Source organism: Pyrodictium occultum, assembly GCF_001462395.1.
Taxonomy (GTDB): Archaea; Thermoproteota; Thermoprotei_A; order Sulfolobales; family Pyrodictiaceae; genus Pyrodictium; species Pyrodictium occultum.
Genome location: NZ_LNTB01000001.1, coordinates 1,327,060 through 1,350,929 on the forward strand (window position 1 = coordinate 1,327,060; position 23,870 = coordinate 1,350,929).

The window sequence follows — 23,870 nt, forward strand, 5'->3', positions numbered from 1 at the left end:
CCCGGGGGCGCAGCCCGGGGGGAGGAGAAGGGAGGCGTTGGCGCCCGGGGAGGAGCTGCAAGAGGCGCTTGCAAGGCTCGGCTGGCTCCGCGAGCCCAGCGTCCCCGTCATCGGCTGCAGGGGCTCCGGCCGGGCCTGCTGGAGAGTCCGGGGGGACTACTGGCTGGCGGGCCGCTACGAGAAGAGGATCCTAGACTCCCTGGCCCAGCTGGCCTTCGGCGTAGACCCGGGGCTCCGGGAGAAGCTGGTGGTCCTCCACCGCGCCCCCGCGCCGGGCGGCGAGTACGCCGCCGAGGCCTTCGGGGAGGCCCTCCGCCTCGGCGTGGTGGAGTACACGAGCAGGGGCTGGAGGCTCCACCCCAGCGGCGCCCTGGCGAGCCTGGCCGCCAGCCTCGGGGCCGAGGCGGTGCAGGCCCCGGCAGGGGGGAGGCTGAAGGGCAAGCGTGTCCGGCTCCCCGCGGGGGCCTGCAGGGGCCGCCGCTGGGTCATCGTCTCCTCCCGGGGCTGGCTGGGCCCGGCGAGGGTGGACCGGGTCGAGGACGGGGCCTGCCTGGCCAAGGTCAAGGACATGGCGCCGCGGGGTCTGGAGCCGCTCCCGCCGGCCGGGCTCGACGAGGCCGTGGAGAGGAACGCCGAGCTGGTCGGCGCCCTGGCCTCCGAAGCCAGGGAGTTCATCAGGAGGGCCTACGCGAGGGTGCAGGCGAGCAGGGGCAGGGTCTACGTAGCCTTCAGCGGCGGCGCCGACTCCACCGCAGTGCTCAGCCTCGCCAGGGAGGCGCTGGGCGCCGAGAGGGTGGTGGCGGTCTACGCCGACACGGGGATGGAGTTCCCGGAGGCGAGGAGGCACGTGGAGAGGATAGCCTCCATCCTCGGCGTCGACCTCGAGGTCGTGGAGCCAGGCGTCGACCCCCTGGAGGAGATAGAGAGGAGGGGGTTGATGACGAGGGATAATAGGTGGTGCACCAGGGTCTTCAAGCTCGGGCCCCTCCGCCGCTTCTACCAGCGGGTCGGGGCGAGGCTCATCCTCGACGGGGCCAGGCGGTGGGAGAGCAGCAGCCGGGCCAGGACGCCGAGGCTCGGGGAGAACCCGCTCATCCCCGGCGTGGCGAGGGCGCTGCCCATCCACCACTGGCCCCGGCTAGCAGTCCAGCTCTACCTGGCCGAGAGGGGGATCCCCCTGAGCCAGCTCTACCAGGAGGGGCTGACCAGGATAGGCTGCATCGCCTGCCCCGCGATGCACCTCTACGAGATCCACCTCGCCTACCGGCTCCACCCATCCTGGTACCGCCGCCTCGCCGAGGCGGTCGCCCGGAGGGAGGGCATCGACCCCGGGGAGGCGCTGCGCCTCCTCCTCTCCGGCCGGTGGCGCCGCCAGGGGGAGCCCGGGACCTGGATCCAGGACCGGGGCTAGCCGGGGATACGGCCCTCCGCGGCCTCGGCCCTGCTCCTCCTGCTCAGCTCCTCAGCCGCCTCCGCGACCGCCTCGGCGTCCAGCGCCTCGTCCAGCCCCCGGGGCGGGGCCGTGAAGCCCTCAAGCGCCACGGCGCCCGCCCTGGGTATGCCCAGGCCCCGTATCCAGGAGGCGTAGCCCTCCGCCTCCCCCGCGGCCATCCTCCCCATCTTCACCTCGTACCCTATGAGCGGGCGCCCCCTCCCGTCGAGGAGCACCACGTCCACGTCCCTGCCGCTGGGCTGGAGGGAGTACCCCCTCCGGGCCCCGTGAAGCCTGGCGAGAAGCTCGCCCAGGGTGAACTGCAGCTCCACCCCGTACCTTGAGCGGAGGGCCTCCACGCTGGGCGGCTGGCCCAGCTCCTCCACCACGTCGGCGACGCTGTAGAGGAGGGAGAGGAGGGGCGACCGGTGCCGGTAGTAGACGCGGGCGCCCCGGGTCCTCCAGAGGGGCACCCTCTTCACCAGCCCCATCTCCTCCAGCACCCTGAGCACTCCGGTGGCTGAGCCGGGCTGCGGGCTCGAGACGAGCCCCGCCTCGTAGAGCCTTGCCGCTATCTCGGCGGCCCTCCAGTAGCCCTCGGCGAGCAGGCGGAGCACGGCATCGTAGACCCTGGTGAGCTGCCTCTCCTCCTCCTCGAACACCTCGCCCACCAGCCCCCGGGCGGCCGGCGTGAGGCCCGCCGCGTGGGCGGCTAGAGCCCTCCAGGGGTCCCCCCGGGGCTCCACGTGGCGGAGCAGCCAGGGGTCCCGGGCCACCACAGCCCAGAGCACGGCCTCCCTGGCCCCGAGGCCCAGGCGACGCAGCGACGCGATGGCGTCGGCTACGTCGACCAGGTCCACGTGGAAGGCCTCGAAGAGGCCCAGGAGGGGGCTACGGCGGTCGAACACCCGCCGCACCACCCCCATGCTGGAGCCGCAGGCTATGAGGCCTGGCTCCGCCTCCCCCGCCACAGCGGCTAGGAGCTCCCAGTAGCGCCGGGGCAGCCTCTGGAACTCGTCGAGCACCGCCAGGCCCCGGCCCCTCCGCAGCCACCCGGCGACCAGGCTGACACAGTCGCCCAGCCCCGTTATCCTCGGGCCGCCGCCCCTCTCCTCCACGATGCACTCGCCGTCCCCCGTGGCTGTGGCGTAGAGCCCCCAGTCGACGCAGCGGCGGAGCAGCCAGGTCTTCCCCGTCTTCCTCCTCCCGTAGACCAGCAGCCAGCCCTGGCGCCGCGAGGCGAGGTAGCTGCACTCCCACCGGTCCAGCGCCGCCGGCAACCCCGAGGACCTCCAGGACACTACCACTATATAACAGCCACTATATAACCAGAGTTACAGGGCATCGGCAGCCCCCTTGGAGGGCTACCCCTTTATCCGCCCAGCCGGGCCCTAGGGGCCAGCAGCGGGGACAGTGTATTGGCTGGGGGCGGGGTTGAGGTTGAGGCCAAGCTGAGGCTCCGGGACTGCAGGGAGCTGGAGGAGGTCGAGAAGAGGCTCCAGGAGCTGGGGGCGGTCCACGAGGAGGATGTTGCAGAGGAGGACACCTACTACCAGCACCCCTGCCGCGACTTCGCAGAGACCGACGAGGCCCTCCGCGTAAGGCTCGTAGACGGCAGGGCGGAGCTGACCTACAAGGGGCCCAAGAGGATAATCGGGGGCTCCAAGGCCAGGGCAGAGTACACAATAACGCTCGAGGACCCCAGCAGCGCCAGGAGGATACTGGAGGCCCTCGGCTTCCGGCCCGCCGCAGTGGTGAGGAAGAGGAGAAGCTACTACCGGCTGGACGGCGTATCAGTCTCCCTCGACAGGGTGGAGGGGCTCGGCTGCTTCCTCGAGGCAGAGTACACGGGCGAGGGGGGCCAGGAGGCGGCGAGAGCTATAGAGGAGGCCCTAGAGAAGCTGGGCGTCGCAGAGAGGGAAAGGATCTACAAGTCCTACCTAGAGCTCCTCCTGGAGAAGAAAGCTCCGGAAGCCTAGGGGGCCACGGGGCTGGATGGGTGCCCCGCAGCCCCCGCAGCGGTACACCTTGCACCGGGAACCCGGTCCTATATGGGGTGCTGGTTCCATAAGGCTACGATTATCACCAATATCGTCTATGACACTGTATGGCGGGGGTGGCTGGCGGCGGGTCTATGGCCTGCAGTGTGGAGGGTCTGTGGTGTAGTCGAGCACTATGCTGATGCAGTGAAGCTTGTCGTTCCTGTCTACTGTGGCCTCTATTCTTGCCTGGAGCACTGCCGCGGGGTAGGTTCGGTCTCCGAGTCTTAGCTCGACGCAGTTGGATTTGTCTATGGGTATGGTTGCCGCTGGTTTCTGCGGTGTTAGGGTGGCTTTGTGCTCGTGGGCTGGGCTGTAGAGGTCTATTCTCAGGCTGCGGATTAGTGAGCACGGGTGCATGGATTTGAGGGCTATTGTCAGGGCGTCTATGGGTGCGCCCCCGCTGCAGCCGCAGCTGCGGTCGAGTATGATGTAGAGCGTGTAGTTCGCTACTAGCCTGCATATCCCCTCCTCCTCGCCGTGGTCTGCGGCTTTGCAGCTGCAGTCGAGGCGGATGGGGATGCTTGTTCTCCCGTGGAGTACCCAGGCGCGGGGGCAGTGACGGCCCTCTTCCTCTTCCTCCTTGGAGGTGTTGGTGGCGCTGGTGGTGCTCGTGCCGCTCCTCGTCCCCGTAGTGCTGCTCCATGTGCTAGTTGTGGCTCTGGTTGTTGTGATGGTTGTCGTGTTGCCCTGGGGGGCTGTGGTGCCTGTGGCTGTCGGGGCGGCTGGCGCTGTGGCCTGGCCCGTGGTGGTTGGCTGGGTGGTCTGCGTTATGGTGGCTCTGGGGGTTGCTGTGGGTGTGAAGTATATTGTGCCCGTCTCCTCGTCGGATATGGAGACCAGGACTGGCAGCTGCACCGCTGCCGTGCAGTTTCTCGGCATGTAGTATATCCTTGCCCCGAGGACCGCGTAGCGGCTGTCGCCGCTGCCGGCCCAGCTATCCGCGTCGAGCACTATGGCTGCTGAGGGCTTGTCGAGGGACAGTGTTGCGAGCAGCTCGTTGTTAAGCGTGTTGTAGACCTCGATGTGGAGGTAGCTGAGCCAGGCCCTCAGCAGGCTGGCGTCCGCTAGGCTGACCACCAGCTTGGCCAGCCGCACCCCCGGGGCCGGCTCTACGCGGATCCACCTGCCGACGTCGAGGCTCTCGACGCTGCAGGCCCCTCCCGTCCTGAGCACGGGCGTCTCTATGATGGAGACCTCCACCGGCTTGTGGACGGCCCTGGCCCCGCCCACGGCGTAGAAGTCGTTCAGGGGGCTCAGCGTGGTGGCGAACACCGCCGCCAGCGCAAGGGCTAGCGCGGATAGTATCAGCGCCAGGGCGAGGCTGGCACGCCTCATGCAGGACGGCCTCCCCGAGGGACAGCGTACCCCGGGGGCGGCTGGGCACTGGAGACGCTTATATAGTGCAGGCCCCGTGTTTCAAGGCAGAGCCTGTAGCCAGGAGCACCACGCGCAAGGTTTTGCCGGGGTCTGAGGGCCACCCGGCTGGCATCGACGCCTCTGGGCAGAGGTGTACTCTATGAGGCTGAGGCTTCCCCGGCGCGCGAGGGTGAGGAGGGAGCTGAGGCTAGCGGACGTCTGGCTCATGGAGCGCTGGCCGGTGGAGACCCTCGACGCCTCCAAGATGACTGACCCACCGTTCGCCGACATAGGCGGCGCCGGCTCGGTTCTGGAGAGCCTCGTGGACCAGGCGGTGTCGGGCAGGGGCGGGATATACGTAGTAGTCGGCGGCCCCGGCTCGGGCAAGACGACGCTGCTCAAGACGCTTCACAGCCGGCTCCGCCGGGGAGGCGTGTACTCGGTCTACGTCAACGCCTCGGGCCGCAGCCTCGACGACCTGGTGGCCGGCCTCTGCACGATACTCGGCTGCACCGAGCCGAGCCTCGACTCGCTGAGGGAAAAGCTCCGGGAGAGGGCCGCCGAGAAGGGGGCTATGGCTCTGCTAGTAGACGATATCGACAGGATGGCGGGCGGGAACATCGACGACGTGATCAAGCTGCTCACAACCCTCACCTCGGCCCAGCGGGAGCTGGGCCGCAGCCTGCTCATAGTGTTCAGCATGGCCCGTGACACCCTGGCGAGGCTCAGCCTCGACCCGCTCACCAGGGGGCTGATAAAATCCTACATGGAGGTTATAGACATGGACGAGCACCTGGTGAAATCCCCCAGCGACCTGGCGAGGCTTATCTACGCCCACTTCCAGCGGGTACGGCCCCGCAGCCTAAGCAAGAAGGCGGCCGCCACCCTGAGCCGCTACCCCCTCCACCCCATCAGGGACCAGAGCGTCATAAACGTGCTCTACGACGTGATAGGCGATGACACCCCCCGCGTGTACCTAGAGAAGCTCGACGAGCTCCTAAGGATAGCGGCCAGCTCGCGCTCACGCCTGGTAAGCGTTTCACACGCGAACGTGCTCGCCAGAAGGATCCTCCAGGCCCGTCGCGGGGCGATACCCCTAACCCAGATCCGAGCCGTCATCCTACGCCGCTACGTCAACGGCCTCCTGGCCGGCGGGCTCGTAGTACTGGGCACGATGGCCGTAACACTCTCAATGATAAACCTCGTGCCACCAGGCCTCAAGCTGCCGTACATAGTCGTGGGCCTGGTGCTGATGCTGGTAGGCGTGCTCGTGCATATGAAATCCGTATCGGCCCCCTAAAGAGGGGCCGCGCCCCCCAGGCTGCAGGTGGGGGATGGTATGAGCAACGACTACCTAGACCTCACTGTGCCGGAGGAGGGCTCACTGACTGGAGCCCTACTAGCCCTGGCCGTGCTCGGCGTCATTGTAGCGGTTGGGCTAAGCCTGCGGGGCACTCTGCCGCGCTTCGCGGTGATCCAGACGACGAGCATGGTTCCAACCCTCGTGCCCGGCGACGTTGTTATGATAACCCATGTAAACCCTAATGACATACACATAGGTGACATAATAGCCTTCAACCTGGTGGCATATGATATCGATAGCCAGGGGAGGCCCGTAGACGTAAGACGCACGGTAATAGTGGTCCACCGCGTGATAGGCAAGAAGGTTATCAACGGGCACCTCTACTTCCGCACCAAAGGCGACAACAACCCCACGCCAGACCCCTGGTATGTGCTCCCTCAGGGCGTGCTGGGCAAGGCCGAGAAGGTGGCCAGCCTGGGCAGCTTCGGCCTGGTGCTAACCAACCCGGTAGGGAGGATATTCGTGATAGTCATGATGCTCTCGTCCCTGGTGCTCCTGCTAAGCACTGTGAGGAGCTATAGTAAAGGTATACGTGAGGACCTCGAGAGCTACATGTAGATGTCTCGGCAAACGCTAGAAACACTAATGCGGTAGGCTGGCGGGTAGGACTACCGGGAGGCACTGGTGTTGCTGCCGGCGTGCAGGAAGGGCCTGCATATGGCTAGCTTCTCTGCCAGCGTCTGGTTGAGGCTGTAGATCTGCCTGCACACCTCCCCAAGCTCCTCGCTGTTAACCAGCGTCTTGAAGCCGTTAACATCAAGTATGAAACTGCTATTACCGAGAGGGTGGAGGCTTATCATCAACGTGTTAGACTTGTTTACAATACTTATAAAGTCGCTGCTAACCTTGTCAACTATTGTCCTATTCAGCTTGTTCTGTGCAATCGCGTTAGCCACCTCCACGAGATCCATACCGGCCTGGTTTACGACCGTCTTAACGTACTGGGCTATGACGCCTATTATGAGTGATGACGCGATGAGCGCTATGAGGCCCGGTACAATGAACTCTTTTAGCATGCAGAACCACCACTAATGCCGAGGATTATCAACTATAATGCCTAATATAACGGTAACGTGGCTGGGCCACGAAAAGCGTAGAGCAAACCCAGGGTTTATCCCCCGAGGATTCTGCGGGGAGAAGGGCTACCTAAACCCTGGATGGCTCTGCTCCTCCAGGCCCCCGGGTATCAACGATGATTTTTAGCGGGCTGACGCCCATAATTCTCTAGCGGAGATGAGGGGCGTGCCCGACCAGCCCGGCTACAGGGATGAGGAAGACGAGACAAGGTACTGGATTGGTATTGCGCTCATAGTCATCGGCGCGCTGCTCATACCCTTCTCGCTGGTGATTGGCGCCATCCTCGTAGCCGTGGGCGCTGTCCTCCTGGCGTCCCGGTGAGGAAGCCCCTGGGCTTCCCTCTTTTCCGGCCGGCAGCGCCGGAGGGCTCTATATGTTGAAGCCTATCTCCCGTAGCTTGTTGGCCACAAACCGCTTGTCCTCTTCGGGCAGCAGCTCTATGCCCTGCCTGATCAGCCTCTCGTCCACCTTGAGCCTGCCCTCGTCTATGTACTCGCGTATTATCTTCAGGTCCTCTATGTCGGTCTCCCGCGCCGCCTTCGCCTTGAGCACTATGTAGTCTTCGAGCCTTAGCAGCCTGGCCTCGATGTTCCCTAGCCTCCTCTTGCCCGCCCTCTCGAGCATCTCGGGCGGTATGTAGTAGTCGTGGATATTCTCGTAGAACTCCACTATAACCTCCTCGCCGCTGGGGAGCCTCGCCACGAACTTCGGCGTGCCCAGCGCCGTGTAGGCTACCTGCCAGCCCTCCTCCTCCGCTATGGCGTGGTACCTTTCCTCCTCTATCAGCGGGCTGGGCTCCAGGGCGAAGATGTCTACGTCGTCCTCGAACCGTCTACGCCGCAGCTCTAGCTCTACGACCGTGCTCCCCACTATGACCCCTTTCACCCCGTGCCGCTGCAGCCTCGAAAGCAGCCACGCCAGGTCCTGAATGCTGTACACGGGCTATGCACCCTCCAAGGGAGCGGTGGGCCTCCCCCATGTGGCCCGCTAGTGGCGGCCCCTGGGTTTAGGGTTTAGATGGCTACCGCCTCATGGCCCCCGGCTGGCCCTCCTGGCCCCGCGGCTGCGCCTGAGCCTCAGCTTGCCCATGGCGGCGAGCAGCGAGACCACCGCCACGATGCTGACCGCAAGCACTATGAGGGCCCGCTGGCGGCGGGTCAGCGTCACCCCTCCCGCGGCGGGTGCGGGCGTGGCGTGGGCGGCCGTGGTGGGTGTCGCGGCGCCTCCCGCCGGCGTTGCTGTGGTGGGTGTCGTAGGCCTCTGGGACGCCGTGGTGGGACCGGCGCGGCTCGGGCCGAGGGGTATCTGCCCGCTTGTGCTTGCCAGTGTGAATGACTCGCTCGCCCCATCCGGCACCGCTCTAAGCACGACGCTGTATGGTATGCTGCTGCCGCTCCTCAACGCCACCTTCACCCTCATGGACAGGGTCTCGCCTGGGCGCAGCAGGCCGCTCCGCAGGGAGGCGGTCCCCGCCGTGTGGTTGCCCGGCTCGGCTTCGAGCACTGTCACACTATCTGGGAACGATATGCTGAGTATGGCGTTCTTGAAGTCTATGGAGTCTAGGTTGGCCACGCTGACCTCCAGCACTGCGAGGTTCCTATAGCTCTCCAGCTTCTTCACCTCAAGCTTCACGTAGGGCACCTTGACCCTGATGGGCACTGTTGCCAGCGCCTGGCCGCCCAGCCGGAGCACGAGGTACAGCGTGTCCTCGCTCCCCGGCGCGGCCACCGGGGACACCTGGACCCCGGCCCACAGGGTGGTGAACTCCCCAGGCTCTATATCCACGCGGGTTGCCGGGAGGAAGAGCCTGGCTATGGAGCTCTCGTTAACCGGCTCCAGCGCCGCGCCCGCTATCCTGACGCCCGAGGAAACCACTATCTTGACGTCAACCTTGCCGCCGGGCGGGGCGGCGATGTAGCTGGGCGTCACGTCGACCCCCACGCTGCGGCGCAGGAGCTCTATCACCGGCACCCTGGCAATCTGGTACCTCTTGAGCAGGTAGCTGCCCGTGTCATCGTAGATCTCCAGGACCACGCTCAGAACGTCCAGGGGCTTGAGGCTCACCGTTCCCAGGCTCATGCTCACGTCCAGCGTGCGGTGGCTCCTAGCGGGCACCGTGACTACCTGGGCGTAGTCGTAGATGGCGCAGGCGCTGACGTTCACACAGTTCCCCTGGCCCCTGACCACCAGGAACCTGGCCAGGAACACAGAGTCGCGCTCGCTGGGGTTGTAGAAGGATACGTGGGCCACCAGCCCCCTCCTAGCTATGTCGACGCTCGCGCTCTCGAGCTGCGGCTCCACAACCACCGACCGTATCCTTATGCTCGTAGTGGCCGTGGCTACAGCCCTGCCGCTCGAGTCCAGCACCTCTATGCTGGCCGTGTAGGTGCCCGGGTAGGCTGTAGGGGGGACTGGGATGCTCACTATGAAGCTCGTGTCGCCGCCCAGGGGGACCAGCTCCTCCGCCGAGTCGGCCTCCCCAAGGCCCTCTATGGATATGTGGACCCTCAGCTTGGCCGCCGTGTTCCCCTCGTTGGCCACCTTCACCTCTACCCGGAAGCTCTTACCCACAACGGGCAGGTCTAGGACACGCACCTCCTCCACGCTCGCGGAGACCACGGGCTTGACCTGGAGCAGGTTGTGGAGCCTCCAGGAGGCGTAGGGCTTGCCCGCTATGTAGAGCGTCGCGCTGGCGTCGTAGCTGCCGGCGGCCGCGTCCCTGGGGACCTGGATGGGGACCTCCACTACGTTCGCGCCGGGGAAGAGGGGGGCCTTGGCGCTGTAGCTCTTCCCGAACATGTTTATGACGAGCGTCGCGTCGACCGAGCCCTCGCCCTCCAGCCGCAGCCGGAGGGTGGCTATCGCCTGGCCGCCTGGGTCCACGCTCCCGGGGGACGCCGTGTAGCCCGTGAGGGATACCCGGTAGGACACCACCTCTACCGCCGCGCCGGCCTTCGCGGGGGCGTAGAGGCTGTCCCCCTCGAACCTGGCCACTACATCGTGCCTGCCCAGCCCGAGCCATGAGGTGTCAAACTCCACCACCGCCACGCCGCTGCGGTCGGTGCGGCCCGTGCCGACGAGCCTCCCATCCACGTAGAAGCTGACAGAGCGCCCCACGATGGGCCTGCCCGAGAGCCCGTCGAGGAGCCGAGCCTCTAGGCGGGCCAGGCTGCCGCGGGTGACGATTATGCTCTGGGCCTCTACCCTGGCGGGCCTCCTGAGCACCTCTATAGCCGCCGTCTTCGAGCCCCTCAGCCCCGTGTTGTCGACTACGGTGAGCGTGACGTTGTAGACGCCGGGCTTCTCGAAGACGTGCGTGACTATCGCGCCGCTCGCCACCGTGCCGTCGCCGAAGTCCCAGTGGTACTCCGTGATGTTGCCGTCGGGGTCGTAGGAGAGGAGCCCGTAGAAGGTGACGTTGGAGCCCCAGTAGACGCGTCTAGGCGTGAACCAGAAGCCCGCCACGGGGGGCCTGCCCTTCACGCACCAGGTGGGCCGGGTGGTGAGCCAGGGCCGGTAGTCGACCGTCGCCTTCTCGCCGAGCATTATCCTGCTCCCCTTGCCGCCCGTGTTCCCGGGGGCTGCGGGGCCGGAGGGGTCGCCCCACCAGTTGTGCCCCGCGTAGACGTAGCCGCTGTCCACCCGGAGCCCGTAGAGCCCCTGGCCCAGGGGGCAGCTGTAGCTCACCACCGCCGTGGCGTCTTCAACGCTCTTGATGTATATGCCGCCGTTGATCCTGGAGTATAGGACAAGCAGCCTCGCCTTATTGCCCACGCCGCCCTTCTCGCCGTCCACGGTCAGGCTGTCGAGCTGGCACCTCTCAAGCCTCATAACCGTCGACTTCCCGTAGAGGCCCCAGTCCTCGCGTATCCAGTTGTCCGCTATGCTCTCCCCCCTCACAGCCACGGAGCCTAGGACGGAGTTCACCGCCGTGAAGCTCGAGTAGTCAAGCGCCCGGCCGGAGGAGGTCCCGTTGTAGAGGCCGTAGCCGTGGAGGACGACGCCCTCCAGCGAGGAGTCGAGCACGCTGAACTGGGAGGAGAGGAGCCCGTCAGGGCCCTCCACGATGAGCTTGCCGAGCCTGACGCGCTCCAGGGTTACGGTGCTGCGGAACACCGCCGCCCCCTCCCCGGCGTAGCTCCTGTCAACCACTATGCTCATGTTGGAGAAGCTGGAGTCCGACACCGTTATGTTGGAGTCGTACACGGCGTACATGATGGCTGGTATGAGCTTGTAGCTGGTAACAGTGACAGTCTTATTGCCGGCGGTCACGTTGTAGGTAACGGGGACCCGCAGCTGCAGCCCCGTCGCGCGCGCGTGTATCGTGAAGGCGCCGGTGGCGTTGACGCGGCTCAGCTCTATCCGGGACCCGTAGACCACTGTAGACTCGTTACCCAGGCCGATAGACTCCAGCTCAAGGTCCCCCTGTATGGTCACGTTGTCCAGCAGGAGGCTTGAGTTGTAGAGGCTCCTGTATGCTGACCGGAAGGAGATGCCTCCCTGCACCACGGAGTCTATGAACGTCGCGTTGGAGCTTGTGAACTCTGCGAACTCAAGCCCGTTTCTCACCACGACGTGCTTGAAGACGAGCACAGAGCTAACAACCACGAGGGTGCCGCGGCCGACGAGGATGACGGGCTCGCTCCGCGTGCCCTCAGCGAGTATAACCCCCCGCTCCACAGTGACGGTGACGCCGGGCGCGAATATGATTGTGACACCGCTCTCTATCTTGACCTGCGCCATTATGCGTATATCCCTGGTTACCACGTAGGGGCTCCCGTCGCGGGTCAGAACAGTGTTAACCGTTATATCGCGGTCTATCGCCGTGGGCCCGCTCGCCCCCGCCGGGAGGCCTGCGAGCAGCGGCGCCGCGAGCGCTAGTAGGAGGAGAATGAGCATCAACAGCCTTCCGGGCTTCAAGCTTGGCCCCGGCTGAGCCCCAGCATGCTAGTACTTAAAAACCGTAGTCCAGCCTCCAGGGAGGGTAATCAGCCTAGCCCTACGTAACATAATAGGGTCTTTGGGTGCTACCCGGGGGAGGGGCCGCGGAGGGTGGCGTGGCGCGCCTGGGTGGCAACCGCGAACACGGTCCACTACGAGGACGACGCCAGCCTGTGGCTCCACGGGGGCTACGGCGCCATAGCCGTGGCGGACGGTGTCTCCACGAGCCGCGGCGGGGGAGCCTCCCTCCTAGCAGCCTGGGGGTTCACAGCGTTCTGCAGGGCCGTCCTGCCGGGGTGGCGGGGGAGCATAGCCGGCGCGGCGCGCCGCTGCCTAGAGCTCCTCGACGAAGCGGCTCGGGAGGCGTCCCCACGCGACGCCGACACCGCGGCGGAGGCTAAGCGCCTCTACTACAGGGGCTGCGGGGCCCCCTGCACCAGGCCGATGAGCCCATGGGAGCCGGCTAGGCTCGAGGCCCAGGCCCCGCAGGAGGGGGGCGGCGGGCAGGCGCCCTCCACGACCCTTCTAGCGGCCCTCCTGGGCCCCGGGGGCCAGCTGGCACTGGTGCTGGCGGGCGACGGCGTGGTTGTGGCTACGACGGGGAGCAAGGAGTCCACCTGGCTCCTATGGGGCGCGCTGCCACAGTTCTACGAGGGGAGCCGGCTAGCCCGCTTCATCGAGGTCGGCAGGGGGCTCCAGGGGGAGCCGGTGGTCCTGGAGACCAGGCTCCCAGGCGACACCCTGCTGGCGCTCGCGACGGACGGGGTGGATCCCGCGGCGCTGGCGGAGGAGCTTGTGGAGCTGGCCCGAAGAGGGGTGCCGGAGGACGCGGCGGAGGGGAACCCCGCCTCCCTGCTGCTCAGCCGCATCCAGCAGCGGGCCGGGGGGCTGGAGGATGATGCGACGATAGCGCTGGCGTATTGGGCCAGCCAGGCCCCCGGGCGGCTAGGGCGCTGAGAGGCGGGGATGCAGAGGGAAAAAGGTGTGAGGTGTGCCCTGGGGCCGCCGCCCCCTAGCCCGTCTCAACCACCCTGGCGTTGATCACCAGGGGCACGCTGTCGAAGAGCACGCCCTCCCTAGCCTCGTAGTACACCCGGGCGCCCAGGACCGCCGCCCGGCCTCCATCGTAGAGCCAGGAGGAGTTGTCCAGCACGAGCACAGCCTCCGGCACGGACCAGCCGCTGGAGGAGTCAAAGCCGAGCACAACCCTGGCGCCGGCATGCCCGCCCTGGCCGGCCCGAGCAGCCTGGACGGGCACCGCCTGGGCGGAGACTGTGGCGCCCTCTTTAACGTCTATCCAGTTGTACCTGCCCCGCTGTGGTACAGTAATATTGGCGTTGCCGATAGTGACGCTGCTCTTATTGACATAGGTGTAGTAGCCGCGCCACCATATGCTGAAGAGCCACCGGCCGCTGGCGTCGTAGAAGTCTAGGGAGAGGGTCCAGTTCAATGCAGAGTAGACGATGTCAAACCCTCCCTCGACGCTGCCATTGAGCAGCCAGACCCCGTAGTCCCTAGAGTCGAGTACAACCCTCTCAAACCGCCATGGGCCAAGTACGCCGGCCTGCATGTACACCGACAACCTAGCCCCCTGCGGCGGCTCGCGGTCAAGCACGTACGCGAAGAGCTTACCCCTCTTCAGCGAGTCCACAATAATGCCTGGAGCGGTGCTGTTCTCCGGCGCCAGGCTTACCTCCCCGCCGGCAGTGGAGTTGCCGTACGAGAACCTCACTACAGCGTAGGAGGCATTGCGCCAGAGCCTGTTTGCGGCAGCGTTTGCATTCTTCACGCCCGCCTTGGCCAGCGCGTTGCTCAGCAGCCATAGGGCTTCAGTCCTGTCCACCAGCGCCCCCCACCAGCAGTCGAACATGTAGAGGGGGGCGTCCACCAGCGTAACGTTGTAGCTCATAGCGGGGGGCGGGGCGGCGCTCCCGGCGGCGGGCTCCCCCACCTCTACGACCACGGCCAGGTACCTGAAGAGCCTCTCCAGGTACTCTATGTTCTCCAGGCTCAGCTCCAGCTTCACATAGTCGACATCACTGTGCCTTGTTATTTTGAGCCAGGTGGTCACCTCCACTACTCCCTGGGAGCCCGCTGCGGGGCTTATGGTTATGCTGCCGAGCTGCTGGAGGCTTATGGGCTCGTTGGGCGCCTGCGCGCCGCCCACCGCGTGGAAGCTGCTCAGCGGGCTCTGGGTGGTGGCGAAGCCTGCTAGCAGGGCGAGGGCGGCAGCCGAGGCGGCGAGGGCGGCCAGGGCGAGGGCTGCTGAGCGGTGGTTCAAGGCTCTAGGGCACCCGGGCTGCCCTAGCCATGAATGTTAAGCTGCAAAGCCGGGTATAGGCTGGGCGAGGCGGCATTAAATAAGTGCAGTGTAGCATTATGTGCTGTGCCTAGCGGGCTGCTGGCCTGTCTTGGGCTGTGCGGCCCCCGGGGTTGGGGAGGCTAGGGCTCTAGGCTTAGCACCAGCTCCTCGCCTTCTATTCGCCACTTCTTCCCGTCTCTAGGCGGGCTGGAGGCTAGCTCGATGCTGCCGACCCTCACCTCCCGTGCTATCAGCTCCCGGTGCCTCTCCACCGCCTCCCGCAGCTTCCCCGTGGCGTAGACTAGGAGCCTCCTAGCGGTGTGGTCTACGGGGAGGTCCAGCTCCTTCCTGAGCACCTGGGCGCGGCGTATGACCTCCCTGGCGAGGCCCTCCAGCATAGTCTCCTCGTCCAGCTGCATGTCCACGTACACTGTCATGCTGCTGGTCTCTATTTTCTCCGCTCTGGGGGCCCAGCCGGGCTCCGAATCCACCACCTCCACTGCCTTTATGTTGGCGAACCTGGCTAGCACGTCAGCTGCCTCCCGCAGCCTCTCCACTGGGAGGCTGGAGCCGGGCTTGGCTGCTATAGCGGCGCGGCGGAGGGGCCAGCGCCTCTTCAGCCTCCTCTCGCTCCTCAGTGCGAGCACCTTCTCCGCCGCCTCTAGCGCCTCCTCGACGGCGAGGTAGCTCTCCTCGTCGAGGAGCTTCTCGTCGACGCTCGGCCACTCTAGCATGTGGACGCTCTCGGGCGCCCCGGGCTCGTACTTCTTTACGAAGGCCTGGTAGAGGTACTCGGCTATGAAGGGCGTGAAGGGCGCCATGGCGGCTATGGTCCTCCGGAGCACGTAGTAGAGGGTGGCGTATGCCGCCTCCTTGCTCTCTGTGGCCTCCTCCTCCCAGACCCTCGGCCTGACCAGGGGGATGTAGCGGTGGCTCAGCTGCTCCACCACCAGGTCGACCAGCGTCTGGAGCGCCTGGTGCATGTTGTCGTTCTCGACCGCCTCCTCCACCCTCTTCAGCGCCTGGCTTAGCCTGTAGATTATCCAGCGGTCCTCTGCCTGGAGCCTCCCGGGCTCCGGGGGCCCGGGGCTCCACTTGTCGAGCTCCATGTAGGTGTCGGCGAACTTCACGGTGTTCCATAGTATGTTGAGGTAGCCCCGGTACCTCTCCACCTCGTCGGGGTCGAAGTTCACGCTGTCCCAGGGCGCGCGGCTCAGGAGAAGCATCCTCATAGGGTCGGCGCCGTGCTTCTCCATCCACTCCAGCGCCCACACCACGTTGCCCTTGCTCTTGCTCATCTTCTTGCCCTCCTTGTCCAGCACGTGGCCCTGGAGCAGCACCGAGCGGTAGGGGGCCTTGCCGTGCCACACCACGCCGGTCACGAGCAGTGTGTAGAACCAGCCCCTGGTCTGGTCAGCGGCCTCGGTTATCCAGGTGTAGGGGTAGAGCTGGTCCCATAGCCTGAGCCAGCCGTACTGCTTCAGCGCCGCGGTGTGGGCCACGCCGCTGTCCATCCAGACGTCGACCACGAACGGCTCCCTCCTCATCACGCCGCCGCACTTGGGGCAGCGGAGCTCCACACGGTCTATGTAGGGCCGGTGGAGGTCGTCGGGCACGCTGGAGGGGTCCACGGCTAGCCTCCTGAGCTCCTCGAGGCTCCCCACGACCACAGTGTGGCCGCAGCTGGTGCAGCGCCACACGGGGAGGGGGGTGCCCCAGTACCGCTCGCGGCTTATACACCAGTCGCGGGCGTTCTCAACCCAGTCGCTCATCCTCCTGGCCGCCCAGCTGGGGGCCCAGCGCATCGAGCGTACCCCGTCGACCATCTTCCTCCGGATCTCGTCCGTTATCCTTATGAACCACTGGCGGGACGCGTAGTAGAAGAGCCTGGTGCCGCAGCGCCAGCAGAACGGGTACTCGTGTCTCACCGTGCCCGCGTGGACTAGGAGCCCCTTGCCCCGGAGTACCTCTATCACCTTCTCCCCGGCGTCCTCGAACCACATGCCCTTGAAGGCGCCGGACTCGGGGCCGAAGTAGCCGTCCTCGCGGAGCGGGGTGTAGGCCTCTATCCCCCTCTTGCTGCACTCCTCAAAGTCCTCGGGGCCGTGGGCGGGGGCCAGGTGCACTACCCCGGTGCCATCCTCCATGGTCACCCAGTTGGCGGCGAGCACCGTGTGGTAGGGGGGCTCGTGGCGCTGGTGGTAGGGTACCTCCTCCGCCAGGGGGTGCCGGTACCTCATCCCCGCGAGGGTGGCGCCCTTCACCCTCTCGACAACCATGTACTTCTCCAGCCCCACCTCCCTGGCGAAGGCCTCCAGCCTCTTCTCAGCCACCACCCATATCTCATCGCCGACTGAGATGAACACGTACCACTCGTCCGGGTGGACGGCCGCCGCCTCGTTGGCTATTATCGTCCACGGCGTGGTGGTCCAGGCTACAAGGTAGGTGTTGTCGAGCCCCTCCAGGGGGAGCTTGAAGTAGACGCTGGGGTCATCCACCTCCTGGTAGCCCTGCGCCACCTCGTGGCTGCTGAGCGCTGTGCCGCAGCGGGGGCACCGGGGGACCACGCGGCGGCCCTCGTAGAGGAGCCCCTTCTCATGCGCCTTCTTGATGAACTCCCAGATAGCCTCTATGTAGCGGGGGTGCCTCGTCTGGTAGGCGTGGCCATAGTCCAGCCACAGCCCGAGCCTCTTGCTCGCCCTCTCCCAGTGCTCGATGTAGTAGTCTACCAGCCGCCTGCACTCCTCGATGAAGCGGTCGACGCCGTATCGCTCGATATCCCTCTTGCTCCTCATGCCAAGCTTCTTCTCCGCCTCAAGCTCCACGGGGAGCCCCTGGGTGTCCCAGCCGGCCTGGTCCCAGACTCGGTAGCCCCTCATCCTGGCGTAGCGCAGCTTCACGTCCTTCAGGGTCCTGCCCCTGGCGTGGCCCACGTGCATGAACCCGTTGGCGGTCGGCGGGCCCTCAAGGAACGCGAATAGAGGCGCATTGGGCCTCTCGTCCCACGTCATCCGCTTGACCTTCTCATATACCTTGTTCTTGTCCCAGAAGCGGAGAACCCACTCCTCGACCTCTAGGGGGCTATAGCTTCGCTTCAGCGGGGGCCTCGCGGATAATGGGCATCACCGCTGGCCATCGTGGCAGGGCCGGCTCCCTTAAACCCTCCGCGGCCGCCCCTCTGCACGTTTTTAGTACACGCCACGGCTCTACGCCTAGGGGCCTGCCTCCCATGCTAGGCCAGCGGCTGCTACGGGTCTTCTACCGCCGGGGGCCGCTCTTCCTACACCACTCGGCGGCCAAGGCCCTGGCGGAGGCTGGGCCCCGCCTCGTGGCTGATATAGGCTCGGCCAACGCCCTCCTAGCCCGGGCGCTAGAGGACCATGGCTACCTGCCGAGCTACTACCTCGCGCTCGACGTCGACAGCCTCCTCCTCGCGGCAGCCCCCTCCAGGGCCTGGATCGAGAGGATCCAGGCCTCCGCCGAGAGGCTCCCCCTCCGAGGCCGCGCGGTCGACATGGCTGTGCTGCATGACGCCCTTCACCACTTCCACCGGCCCTGGGAGGCTCTAGCGGAGGCGGCGCGGGCGGCAGAGTGCATCCTAATAGACGATATCGACGCCGGGAGGCTCTCCGGCAAGCTGGTGGAGCTAGCCGAGAGGCTCCTCGGCTTCCCCGCTAGGTTCGCGAGGCCCAGCGAGGTGGCGGAGAAGCTGCAGGAGAACATGATGAGGGTGGTAATGATGGAGGCCGACCAGGGGCTTCCGACCTACAGGATGCTGGCCTGCCGCGCGGCCGCCCCGGGGAGCAGCCGGGCCCGCCCCTAGGCCCCACCCGGGGGCTCCTGCTGGACTGGCAGCAGGCGCTCGGCCTCCTCCCCGGTGAGGCCGCTCTGAGGGCTGTGGAGGGCCCTGCGCAGCTCCTCGAGGACCTCGCTGAGCACCTTCTGGTAGTCCACGGCGCCCTCTTCTATCCTGTCCATGGTGTCCTGCAGCCTCCTTGTGACCTCCTCTGAGACCAGGCCGCCGAACCTCTTCATGAGGAAGTCGTAGACCCCTATGCCCCGCGTGGTGGCTATCATAGCCCCCGCCCTGCCGGCGGAGACCACGTAGCCGCGGCGAAGCAGTGTGTCGATGATCTTGGCGTAGGTGCTGGGCCTCCCTATGCCCCTCTCCTTCATCATCCTCACCACCTCCGCCTGGCTGAGGAGCCGGAGGGGGCTCCAGACCCTGACCCCTACACTCTCCAGCCGGTACTCGCCCGGCTCCAGCCGTGGCTGAGGCCTCACCGCCTGGTAGACGTCGAGCCAGCCCGGCTCAATGACCTCGACTATGCGCTCCTCGGTCCTCTCAATTCTCTTCGGCTTCTCGCCGGGCAGGCTGATCTCCACCGTTACCCTCGCCCTCTGCCTCCTCACCCTTGCAGACCCCATCTGGCTCGCTATGAACCTGCGGAATATGAGGTCGTAGAGCCGGTAGTGGCGCTGCGTCAGCGGCCTCGCCAGCTGGAGCGCGCCCTCCCCGACTAGGCGGCGGAGGGTCTCAGAGTCGATGGGCCTGGTGGGCCTTATCGCCTCGTGGGCCCCGCCCTCGCCCCAGCGGCGGGGCTGGAACACCTCCTCCAGCCGGTCCTCGCCGTAGCGGTAGCGGAGATACTCCCTGGCCACTGTTAGGCCCGCGTCGCTCACCCTGGTGCTGTCGGTGCGGTGGTAGGTTATTAGGCCGAGCTCGAAGAGGTCCTGGGCCAGCTTCATGGCCTCGGGCGCTGAGAGCCCCAGCCTCGCCGCAGCCTCCGCCAGCATGGCGTCGGTGGTGAAGGGTGGGAGGGGCTTCAGCTCGTCCTCCCACTCCTCGACGTCACCCACCACGGCCCTGACGGCCGCGCCCCCGCGGAGCGCGCTGTTGACCTCCCTTATCACCCTGGCCTTCCTCCGGCGCGCCTCCTCGAGCCCGCCGAGCCTCTCCAGCACCTCGTGGCGGCGCAGCGCCTCCTCCAGCAGCCCCCTGGCCTCCTCCAGCGCCTCTCTTATCCTATCGCTGGCCTCGTCGCCCCTCACCTCGACCTCCAGCTCCCTGCCGTCCCCGTCGCGGAGCCGGAGCCTGTAGAGGGGAATGCGGAGAAACCTGGCGCCCAGCGTGTGCTCCACTATCCAGCCGAGCACCGGTGTCTGGACGCGGCCGGCGCTGAGGTTGTAGTTGGGCCTGCTGCACTCCTCTCTAAGCATCGCATCCCTCTCCATAGCATTGAGCATTGCCTTGGCGTCCCTCAGCCTTCTCCTGGCGCTCTGGAGCCGGGACTCGCGGCTCCAGGTGCAGAAGCGCGGCCAGAACTTGGTCCAGAGCACCGGGCTCAGTGTGAAGCCTATCCAGCGGTCCTCCACCCTCCGGACTATCTGGGCCTCCACCAGCCTCTCGAGGAAGGGCCTTGCCCCGTGTATAGCCTCTAGTATCGCGCGGCGGGTTATCTCGTGAAACTCCACCCTCACAATGCTCCTCGCCATGGGTCTTATCAGGCTGGCCAGGTCCCAGCCTATCTTCTCGCCCTCGGTGTCGGGGTCAGTGCCTATCATCACCACGTCAACCTCGCTGGCCAGGTCGCGGAGGGCCTCCACTATGTCCCAGCTGCTCTTCACCAGCGGCGAGCCGCAGACGGGGCAGCGCAGCTCCCCCCTCCCGGTGACCGGGTTGTAGTCCTCGGGGCTCACTGGCCACTGGTGGCCGCAGGCGAGGCAGCGGGCCAGGGGGGCGTAGACGGGCAGGAAGCGCCTCCCACCCCCGCGGGCCACCAGGACGCCGTGGACATTCCGGGCGCTGGGCCAGTCGTAGCCCTCCACAGAGCCCCGCAGCTCGTCGAGCAGCCACTCGGGGCCCGCCAGCTCTCGGGGCGTGGCGGGCTTCACGAGGTCGTAGACGTGGCCCCCGCTCGCAGCGACTAGGAGGACGTAGTCGCCGGTGGAGACCTCGTAGACCCTCAGCGGGCCTATCTGCCGGGCGCTGGGCCTCCCGAAGAACCCTGCTATAGTCCTCGCCTTGTTCGGGCTCTCCACCACCAGCAGCGCCGTCCTGACGAGCTCCATGGTCTCCGGCTTAACCCTCCCCTCGAGGACCGCCCTGACCCTCTCCCTGTCCATGTTTATCTCGCGGAGCAGCGATGGGAGGTCCAGCTCCTCGAACCTCCTCCACTCCGCCTCCACCAGCCAGCGGGTCCTCCTCATCAGCCCGTTGAGCAGCCTCGGGTCGTCGGCCACAACCACGCTCAGCCCCTTGGTTATCCCCCCGGCGAAGAGCCTGCTCGTCCTGCCCGAGGCCTGGATGTAGGTGGCTACATCGGGCACCAGTATGTAGGCCCGCCCCTCCTCCCTCACCACTGCTATGTCGTCGGCCCGCTCCAGGGCCCTCCAGACATCCTCCCTCCTCATAGTGTCCCGGAGCCACTCGAGAGCCGAGGCGAACTCCCTGGCGGCATCGCTCCCGGGCCTCCCGCTCCGGAGCTCCTCCGCGACCCTCGCCAGCGCCGCCTGGCTCAGTCTCCGGGCGAGCGCCCTCAGCTTGCCCAGGAGCGTCTGCGCCCTCTCAGCCACGTCCCTCGGCGCGTGTTCGGCCAGCACCGCGAGGGCGCGGAGGATGCTCAGGGGGTGCGGGTCCTCGAACCTGGCGCTGAAGCGGAGCCGGGGCACGCCGGCGAAGACCGCGTAGCGGATCCTCTCCGGCAGATCGAGGCCCCTCACAGCCACGCCGTAGTAGACGGCTACGCCCACCAGCACCTGGGTCTCGCCGCTCCGGAACCTCTCCAGCGCCCCTGGGTTCTGGGAGGTGAACGCCTCCGCCGCCACCCCGCGGCTGCGGAGGAGCTCGGCGAGCCTCTCAGCATACTCAGCGCCCCGGTCCACCGGCACGTACACTAGCCCGCCGTCCCCCAGCTTCGAGACTATCTCGACAACCCGCTCCTCGAGCCCCCCGGGGCCGGGGGAGGTGTAGGAGTCCACGATGTTCCTTATCGCCTCCCCCGCCGAGCCCGCCTGGAAGCCGAGCAGCGCCTGGAAGAGCCTCACCCTGCTGCCCCTAGGCCTCCCGGTGGCGCTGCTGACCACGAGCACCGCCGCCCGGCGCCGGGCCTTCTCGAGCCTCTCCTCTATCCTCCTCAGCTCCCGGTAGAGGGGCTCCAGGGTCTCCTCGAACACCCTCCTACGCAGCTCCCGCACCTCCTCGGCGGTGAGGCGGCGGCCCCTCCTCCTGGCCTGCTGCCTCAGCCTCTCAAGCCTCCTGGCCAGCTCCTTCTGGGCCCTCCGGGTCTCCCAGACGAGGCGGCGCTGGAGCTGGAGGAGCCTCCAGCCCAGCTCCACCTCCTCCCTGCTGAACCCCACCACGCGGAGGACCGCGTCTACGCTCCTCCCGCTTTTCAGCACCGCGTCCACGTCGTCCACGAATACGAAGCGGAAGCCCCTCCCCCACTGCTCCCTGAGGCCGGCGAGCGTCTCAGCGTTCCTCACTAGGTACTGGCTGGTAGTGATCAGTATGTCGAAGTCGCCCTCCGCCACCCTCTCCAGCAGCCGCCTCCTCTGCTTCTGGGAGAGCCGGCTGTGGAGCGCTACTATCCTAGCCGGGACCCCCGCGGCGTCGGCCAGGCGGAGAGCCCGCTCCTCAACCATCTTCACCAGGGGCGTGGTGGGGACAACTATGTAGCTCTTCTCCCCCCGCGAGGCCAGGTAGACGGCCATCAGCACGCCGAACGTGGTCTTACCCACACCAGTCGGGGCTATGGCCGCGAAGCTCTTCCCCTTAAGCACCCTCCTAACCCATGCACGCTGCGCGCTCCAGAGCCTGGAGCCCGTAGCCTTCTCGAAGAGAGCCTCGACCTCCCTAGCCTCCCTCTCAACCCTCGCATAGCGCTCCAGCGGGCTCCCCTTCCTCAGCCCCCTAGCCTTCTCCACAGCCTCCGCCACATCGAGGACGGACTCGGCGGCAACCCGCTCCGGCAGGCAGCGGGGGCAGGGGAGCCCGAGCTGGAGCCGGTCATCCCCCTCTGGGCCGCAGCAGCCCGGGCAGGAGAAGAAGTACACACCCCTAGCAGGCTCGGAGCCACCGGCCCAGCTCAAGGCAGCACCATTCCCCGCGTAGAGGCCATACACGCCCCGAGGGGCCCGGGCCCTGGAAGCCCCAAGCCCCCGTGCAGCGAGCTTATAATTGTAATAACGTTTTTGCGTCCCCGGGCCACGCAGCCCCTATGTCAACCCACCGTCCGCGGGCCCGGCGAGCGCCTAGCCCCGCTGCTGCAGCCCCGGGCTATAGCCTTGCTTGGAGCCCTTCCTAGGCTGCCCCCGGCTACTGCTACGCGTATGCAGGGTTGAGCGTCTTGATGGCGTCTAGGGCTTCTAGCGCGTGGCCCAGCCCCCGGGGGCTCTATGGTTTTCTAGCTGCTCCGGGGATGCTGCGGCCCCCGGGAGGCGGGGTTCCTGGCTTGCGCTGCCGGGGCCGTGTAGCGGTCGTGGTCGGTAGTAGGAGCGACTTGGAGTATGCGGAGCGTGCCGAGAAGGTGCTGCGTGGGGCCGGCGTGGAGGTTGAGGTCCGGGTTTTGAGCGCGCACCGGGACCCGGAGGCTCTCGACGAGTTTATCCGGTCTAGCTGCGGCAGGGTGGACGTCTACATCGCTATGGCCGGGCTTTCCGCCGCGCTCCCCGGGTATATTGCCTCGAGGTGCGGTAAGCCTGTCGTGGGCGTCCCCCTGCCGGTGGGCCCGTTGAAGGGTGTTGACGCCCTCCTCTCCATCGTGCAGATGCCCCGGGGTGTGCCGGTGGCCTCTGTGGGCATCGGCGCCGCGGAGAATGCTGCGCTGTTCGCCCTCCGGGTCCTGGCCGCCGGGAGCCGCTGCGGGGAGTAGAGCTTTTTATCCACGCGCTGGTGCACCTCTCCTTGTCGCGGGGTGCGCCCAGGGCTTTGCACGAGTGGGCGCTCGTGAACGCGATAATAGCGGAGATAGAGGACAAGGTGCGCCAGGGCTACGGGGTGGAGGAGGTCAAGATTATCCTCGGGGAGCTGCAGAACGTCGACCGCGGCGTTGTCGAGGCGTACCTGGGGAAGGCTCTCCCCGAGATAGCCCCCGGGGCTAGAGTGGTCTACGTGGAGGAGCCCGCCAGGTTCCGCTGCAGGGTCTGCGGCTACGAGTGGGGCCTCGACGAGGTGGAGCTGGACGAGGAGACCCGTGAGGCCATCCACTTCGTGCCGGAGGCCGTCTACAGCTTCGTCCGCTGCCCCCGCTGCGGGAGCAGGGACTACGATATAGTCCAGGGCCGCGGGGTTAAGCTCGCCCTGGCCGTTAGGAGGAAGGGCGAGGAGGCGGCGGGAGAGGGGAGGTGAGCCCGGGG

The 23,870-nt window shown here is 66.6% G+C and carries 17 protein-coding genes; 9 read left to right on the plus strand and 8 right to left on the minus strand.

The window, feature by feature from the left end:
- Nucleotides 1-37 precede the first annotated feature (37 nt).
- Nucleotides 38-1,411, plus strand: a complete 1,374-nt coding sequence (locus CF15_RS07020; RefSeq protein ID WP_058371149.1) for a phosphoadenosine phosphosulfate reductase domain-containing protein — start codon at nt 38-40, stop codon at nt 1,409-1,411.
- Here CF15_RS07020 and CF15_RS07025 read toward each other — a convergent pair.
- On the minus strand, nt 1,408-2,712 hold the full coding sequence (locus tag CF15_RS07025; RefSeq protein WP_058371150.1) for an ATP-binding protein: 1,305 nt from the start codon (nt 2,710-2,712) through the stop codon (nt 1,408-1,410). The two genes, CF15_RS07020 and CF15_RS07025, sit on opposite strands and share 4 nt — an antisense overlap.
- A gap of 138 nt (nt 2,713-2,850) precedes the next feature.
- On the opposite strand from CF15_RS07025, the gene cyaB reads away from it, so the two are divergent.
- Nucleotides 2,851-3,411 (plus strand): class IV adenylate cyclase, encoded by a 561-nt coding sequence (gene cyaB / locus CF15_RS07030; RefSeq protein WP_058371151.1) that lies wholly within the window; start codon nt 2,851-2,853, stop codon nt 3,409-3,411.
- 153 nt (nt 3,412-3,564) lie between these two features.
- Here cyaB and CF15_RS07035 read toward each other — a convergent pair whose 3' ends face one another.
- The gene (locus tag CF15_RS07035) at nt 3,565-4,809 is read right to left on the minus strand and encodes a hypothetical protein (RefSeq protein ID WP_058371152.1); all 1,245 of its coding nucleotides are present in this window, start codon (nt 4,807-4,809) and stop codon (nt 3,565-3,567) included.
- 181 nt (nt 4,810-4,990) lie between these two features.
- Between CF15_RS07035 and CF15_RS07040 the strand changes: the two genes are divergently transcribed.
- Nucleotides 4,991-6,130: an ATP-binding protein gene (locus CF15_RS07040; protein WP_058371153.1), complete on the plus strand. Its 1,140-nt coding sequence runs from the start codon at nt 4,991-4,993 to the stop codon at nt 6,128-6,130.
- A gap of 39 nt (nt 6,131-6,169) precedes the next feature.
- On the plus strand, nt 6,170-6,751 hold the full coding sequence (locus CF15_RS07045; RefSeq protein ID WP_058371154.1) for a signal peptidase I: 582 nt from the start codon (nt 6,170-6,172) through the stop codon (nt 6,749-6,751).
- A 50-nt stretch (nt 6,752-6,801) separates the two neighbouring features.
- Here the strand turns inward: CF15_RS07045 and CF15_RS07050 are convergent, their stop codons facing one another.
- A complete protein-coding gene (locus CF15_RS07050) occupies nt 6,802-7,209 on the minus strand; it encodes a hypothetical protein (RefSeq protein ID WP_058371155.1) in 408 nt (135 codons plus the stop codon).
- Nucleotides 7,210-7,426: 217 nt separating this feature from the next.
- On the opposite strand from CF15_RS07050, the gene CF15_RS08960 reads away from it, so the two are divergent.
- Nucleotides 7,427-7,591, plus strand: a complete 165-nt coding sequence (locus CF15_RS08960; RefSeq protein WP_168371329.1) for a hypothetical protein — start codon at nt 7,427-7,429, stop codon at nt 7,589-7,591.
- Between the two features lie 48 nt (nt 7,592-7,639).
- Here CF15_RS08960 and CF15_RS07055 read toward each other — a convergent pair whose 3' ends face one another.
- Together CF15_RS07055 and CF15_RS09075 are read right to left on the minus strand one after the other, a co-directional pair.
- Nucleotides 7,640-8,209 (minus strand): nucleotidyltransferase, encoded by a 570-nt coding sequence (locus tag CF15_RS07055; RefSeq protein ID WP_058371156.1) that lies wholly within the window; start codon nt 8,207-8,209, stop codon nt 7,640-7,642.
- Nucleotides 8,210-8,299: 90 nt separating this feature from the next.
- Nucleotides 8,300-12,190, minus strand: coding sequence for a PKD domain-containing protein (locus CF15_RS09075; RefSeq protein ID WP_201783094.1), 3,891 nt, complete (start codon nt 12,188-12,190; stop codon nt 8,300-8,302).
- 132 nt (nt 12,191-12,322) lie between these two features.
- On the opposite strand from CF15_RS09075, the gene CF15_RS09290 reads away from it, so the two are divergent.
- A complete protein-coding gene (locus CF15_RS09290) occupies nt 12,323-13,168 on the plus strand; it encodes a protein phosphatase 2C domain-containing protein (RefSeq protein WP_058371158.1) in 846 nt (281 codons plus the stop codon).
- A 55-nt stretch (nt 13,169-13,223) separates the two neighbouring features.
- On the opposite strand, the gene CF15_RS07070 is transcribed toward CF15_RS09290, so the two are convergent.
- Nucleotides 13,224-14,492: a hypothetical protein gene (locus CF15_RS07070; protein WP_058371159.1), complete on the minus strand. Its 1,269-nt coding sequence runs from the start codon at nt 14,490-14,492 to the stop codon at nt 13,224-13,226.
- 161 nt (nt 14,493-14,653) lie between these two features.
- Nucleotides 14,654-17,611, minus strand: coding sequence for an isoleucine--tRNA ligase (gene ileS, locus CF15_RS07075; protein WP_058371160.1), 2,958 nt, complete (start codon nt 17,609-17,611; stop codon nt 14,654-14,656).
- 131 nt (nt 17,612-17,742) lie between these two features.
- Between ileS and CF15_RS07080 the strand changes: the two genes are divergently transcribed.
- Nucleotides 17,743-18,336 (plus strand): class I SAM-dependent methyltransferase, encoded by a 594-nt coding sequence (locus CF15_RS07080; RefSeq protein ID WP_058371161.1) that lies wholly within the window; start codon nt 17,743-17,745, stop codon nt 18,334-18,336.
- Here the strand turns inward: CF15_RS07080 and rgy are convergent.
- On the minus strand, nt 18,333-22,604 hold the full coding sequence (rgy, locus tag CF15_RS07085) for a reverse gyrase (RefSeq protein ID WP_058371162.1): 4,272 nt from the start codon (nt 22,602-22,604) through the stop codon (nt 18,333-18,335). The genes CF15_RS07080 and rgy overlap by 4 nt on opposite strands.
- 362 nt (nt 22,605-22,966) lie before the next feature.
- On the opposite strand from rgy, the gene CF15_RS07090 reads away from it, so the two are divergent.
- The gene (locus CF15_RS07090) at nt 22,967-23,386 is read left to right on the plus strand and encodes a 5-(carboxyamino)imidazole ribonucleotide mutase (protein ID WP_236698171.1); all 420 of its coding nucleotides are present in this window, start codon (nt 22,967-22,969) and stop codon (nt 23,384-23,386) included.
- A 56-nt stretch (nt 23,387-23,442) separates the two neighbouring features.
- Nucleotides 23,443-23,862 carry a hydrogenase nickel incorporation protein HypA gene (gene hypA, locus CF15_RS07095; RefSeq protein ID WP_058371163.1) on the plus strand — a complete coding sequence of 140 codons (420 nt, stop codon included), beginning with the start codon at nt 23,443-23,445 and terminating at the stop codon, nt 23,860-23,862.
- Nucleotides 23,863-23,870: the final 8 nt, after the last annotated feature.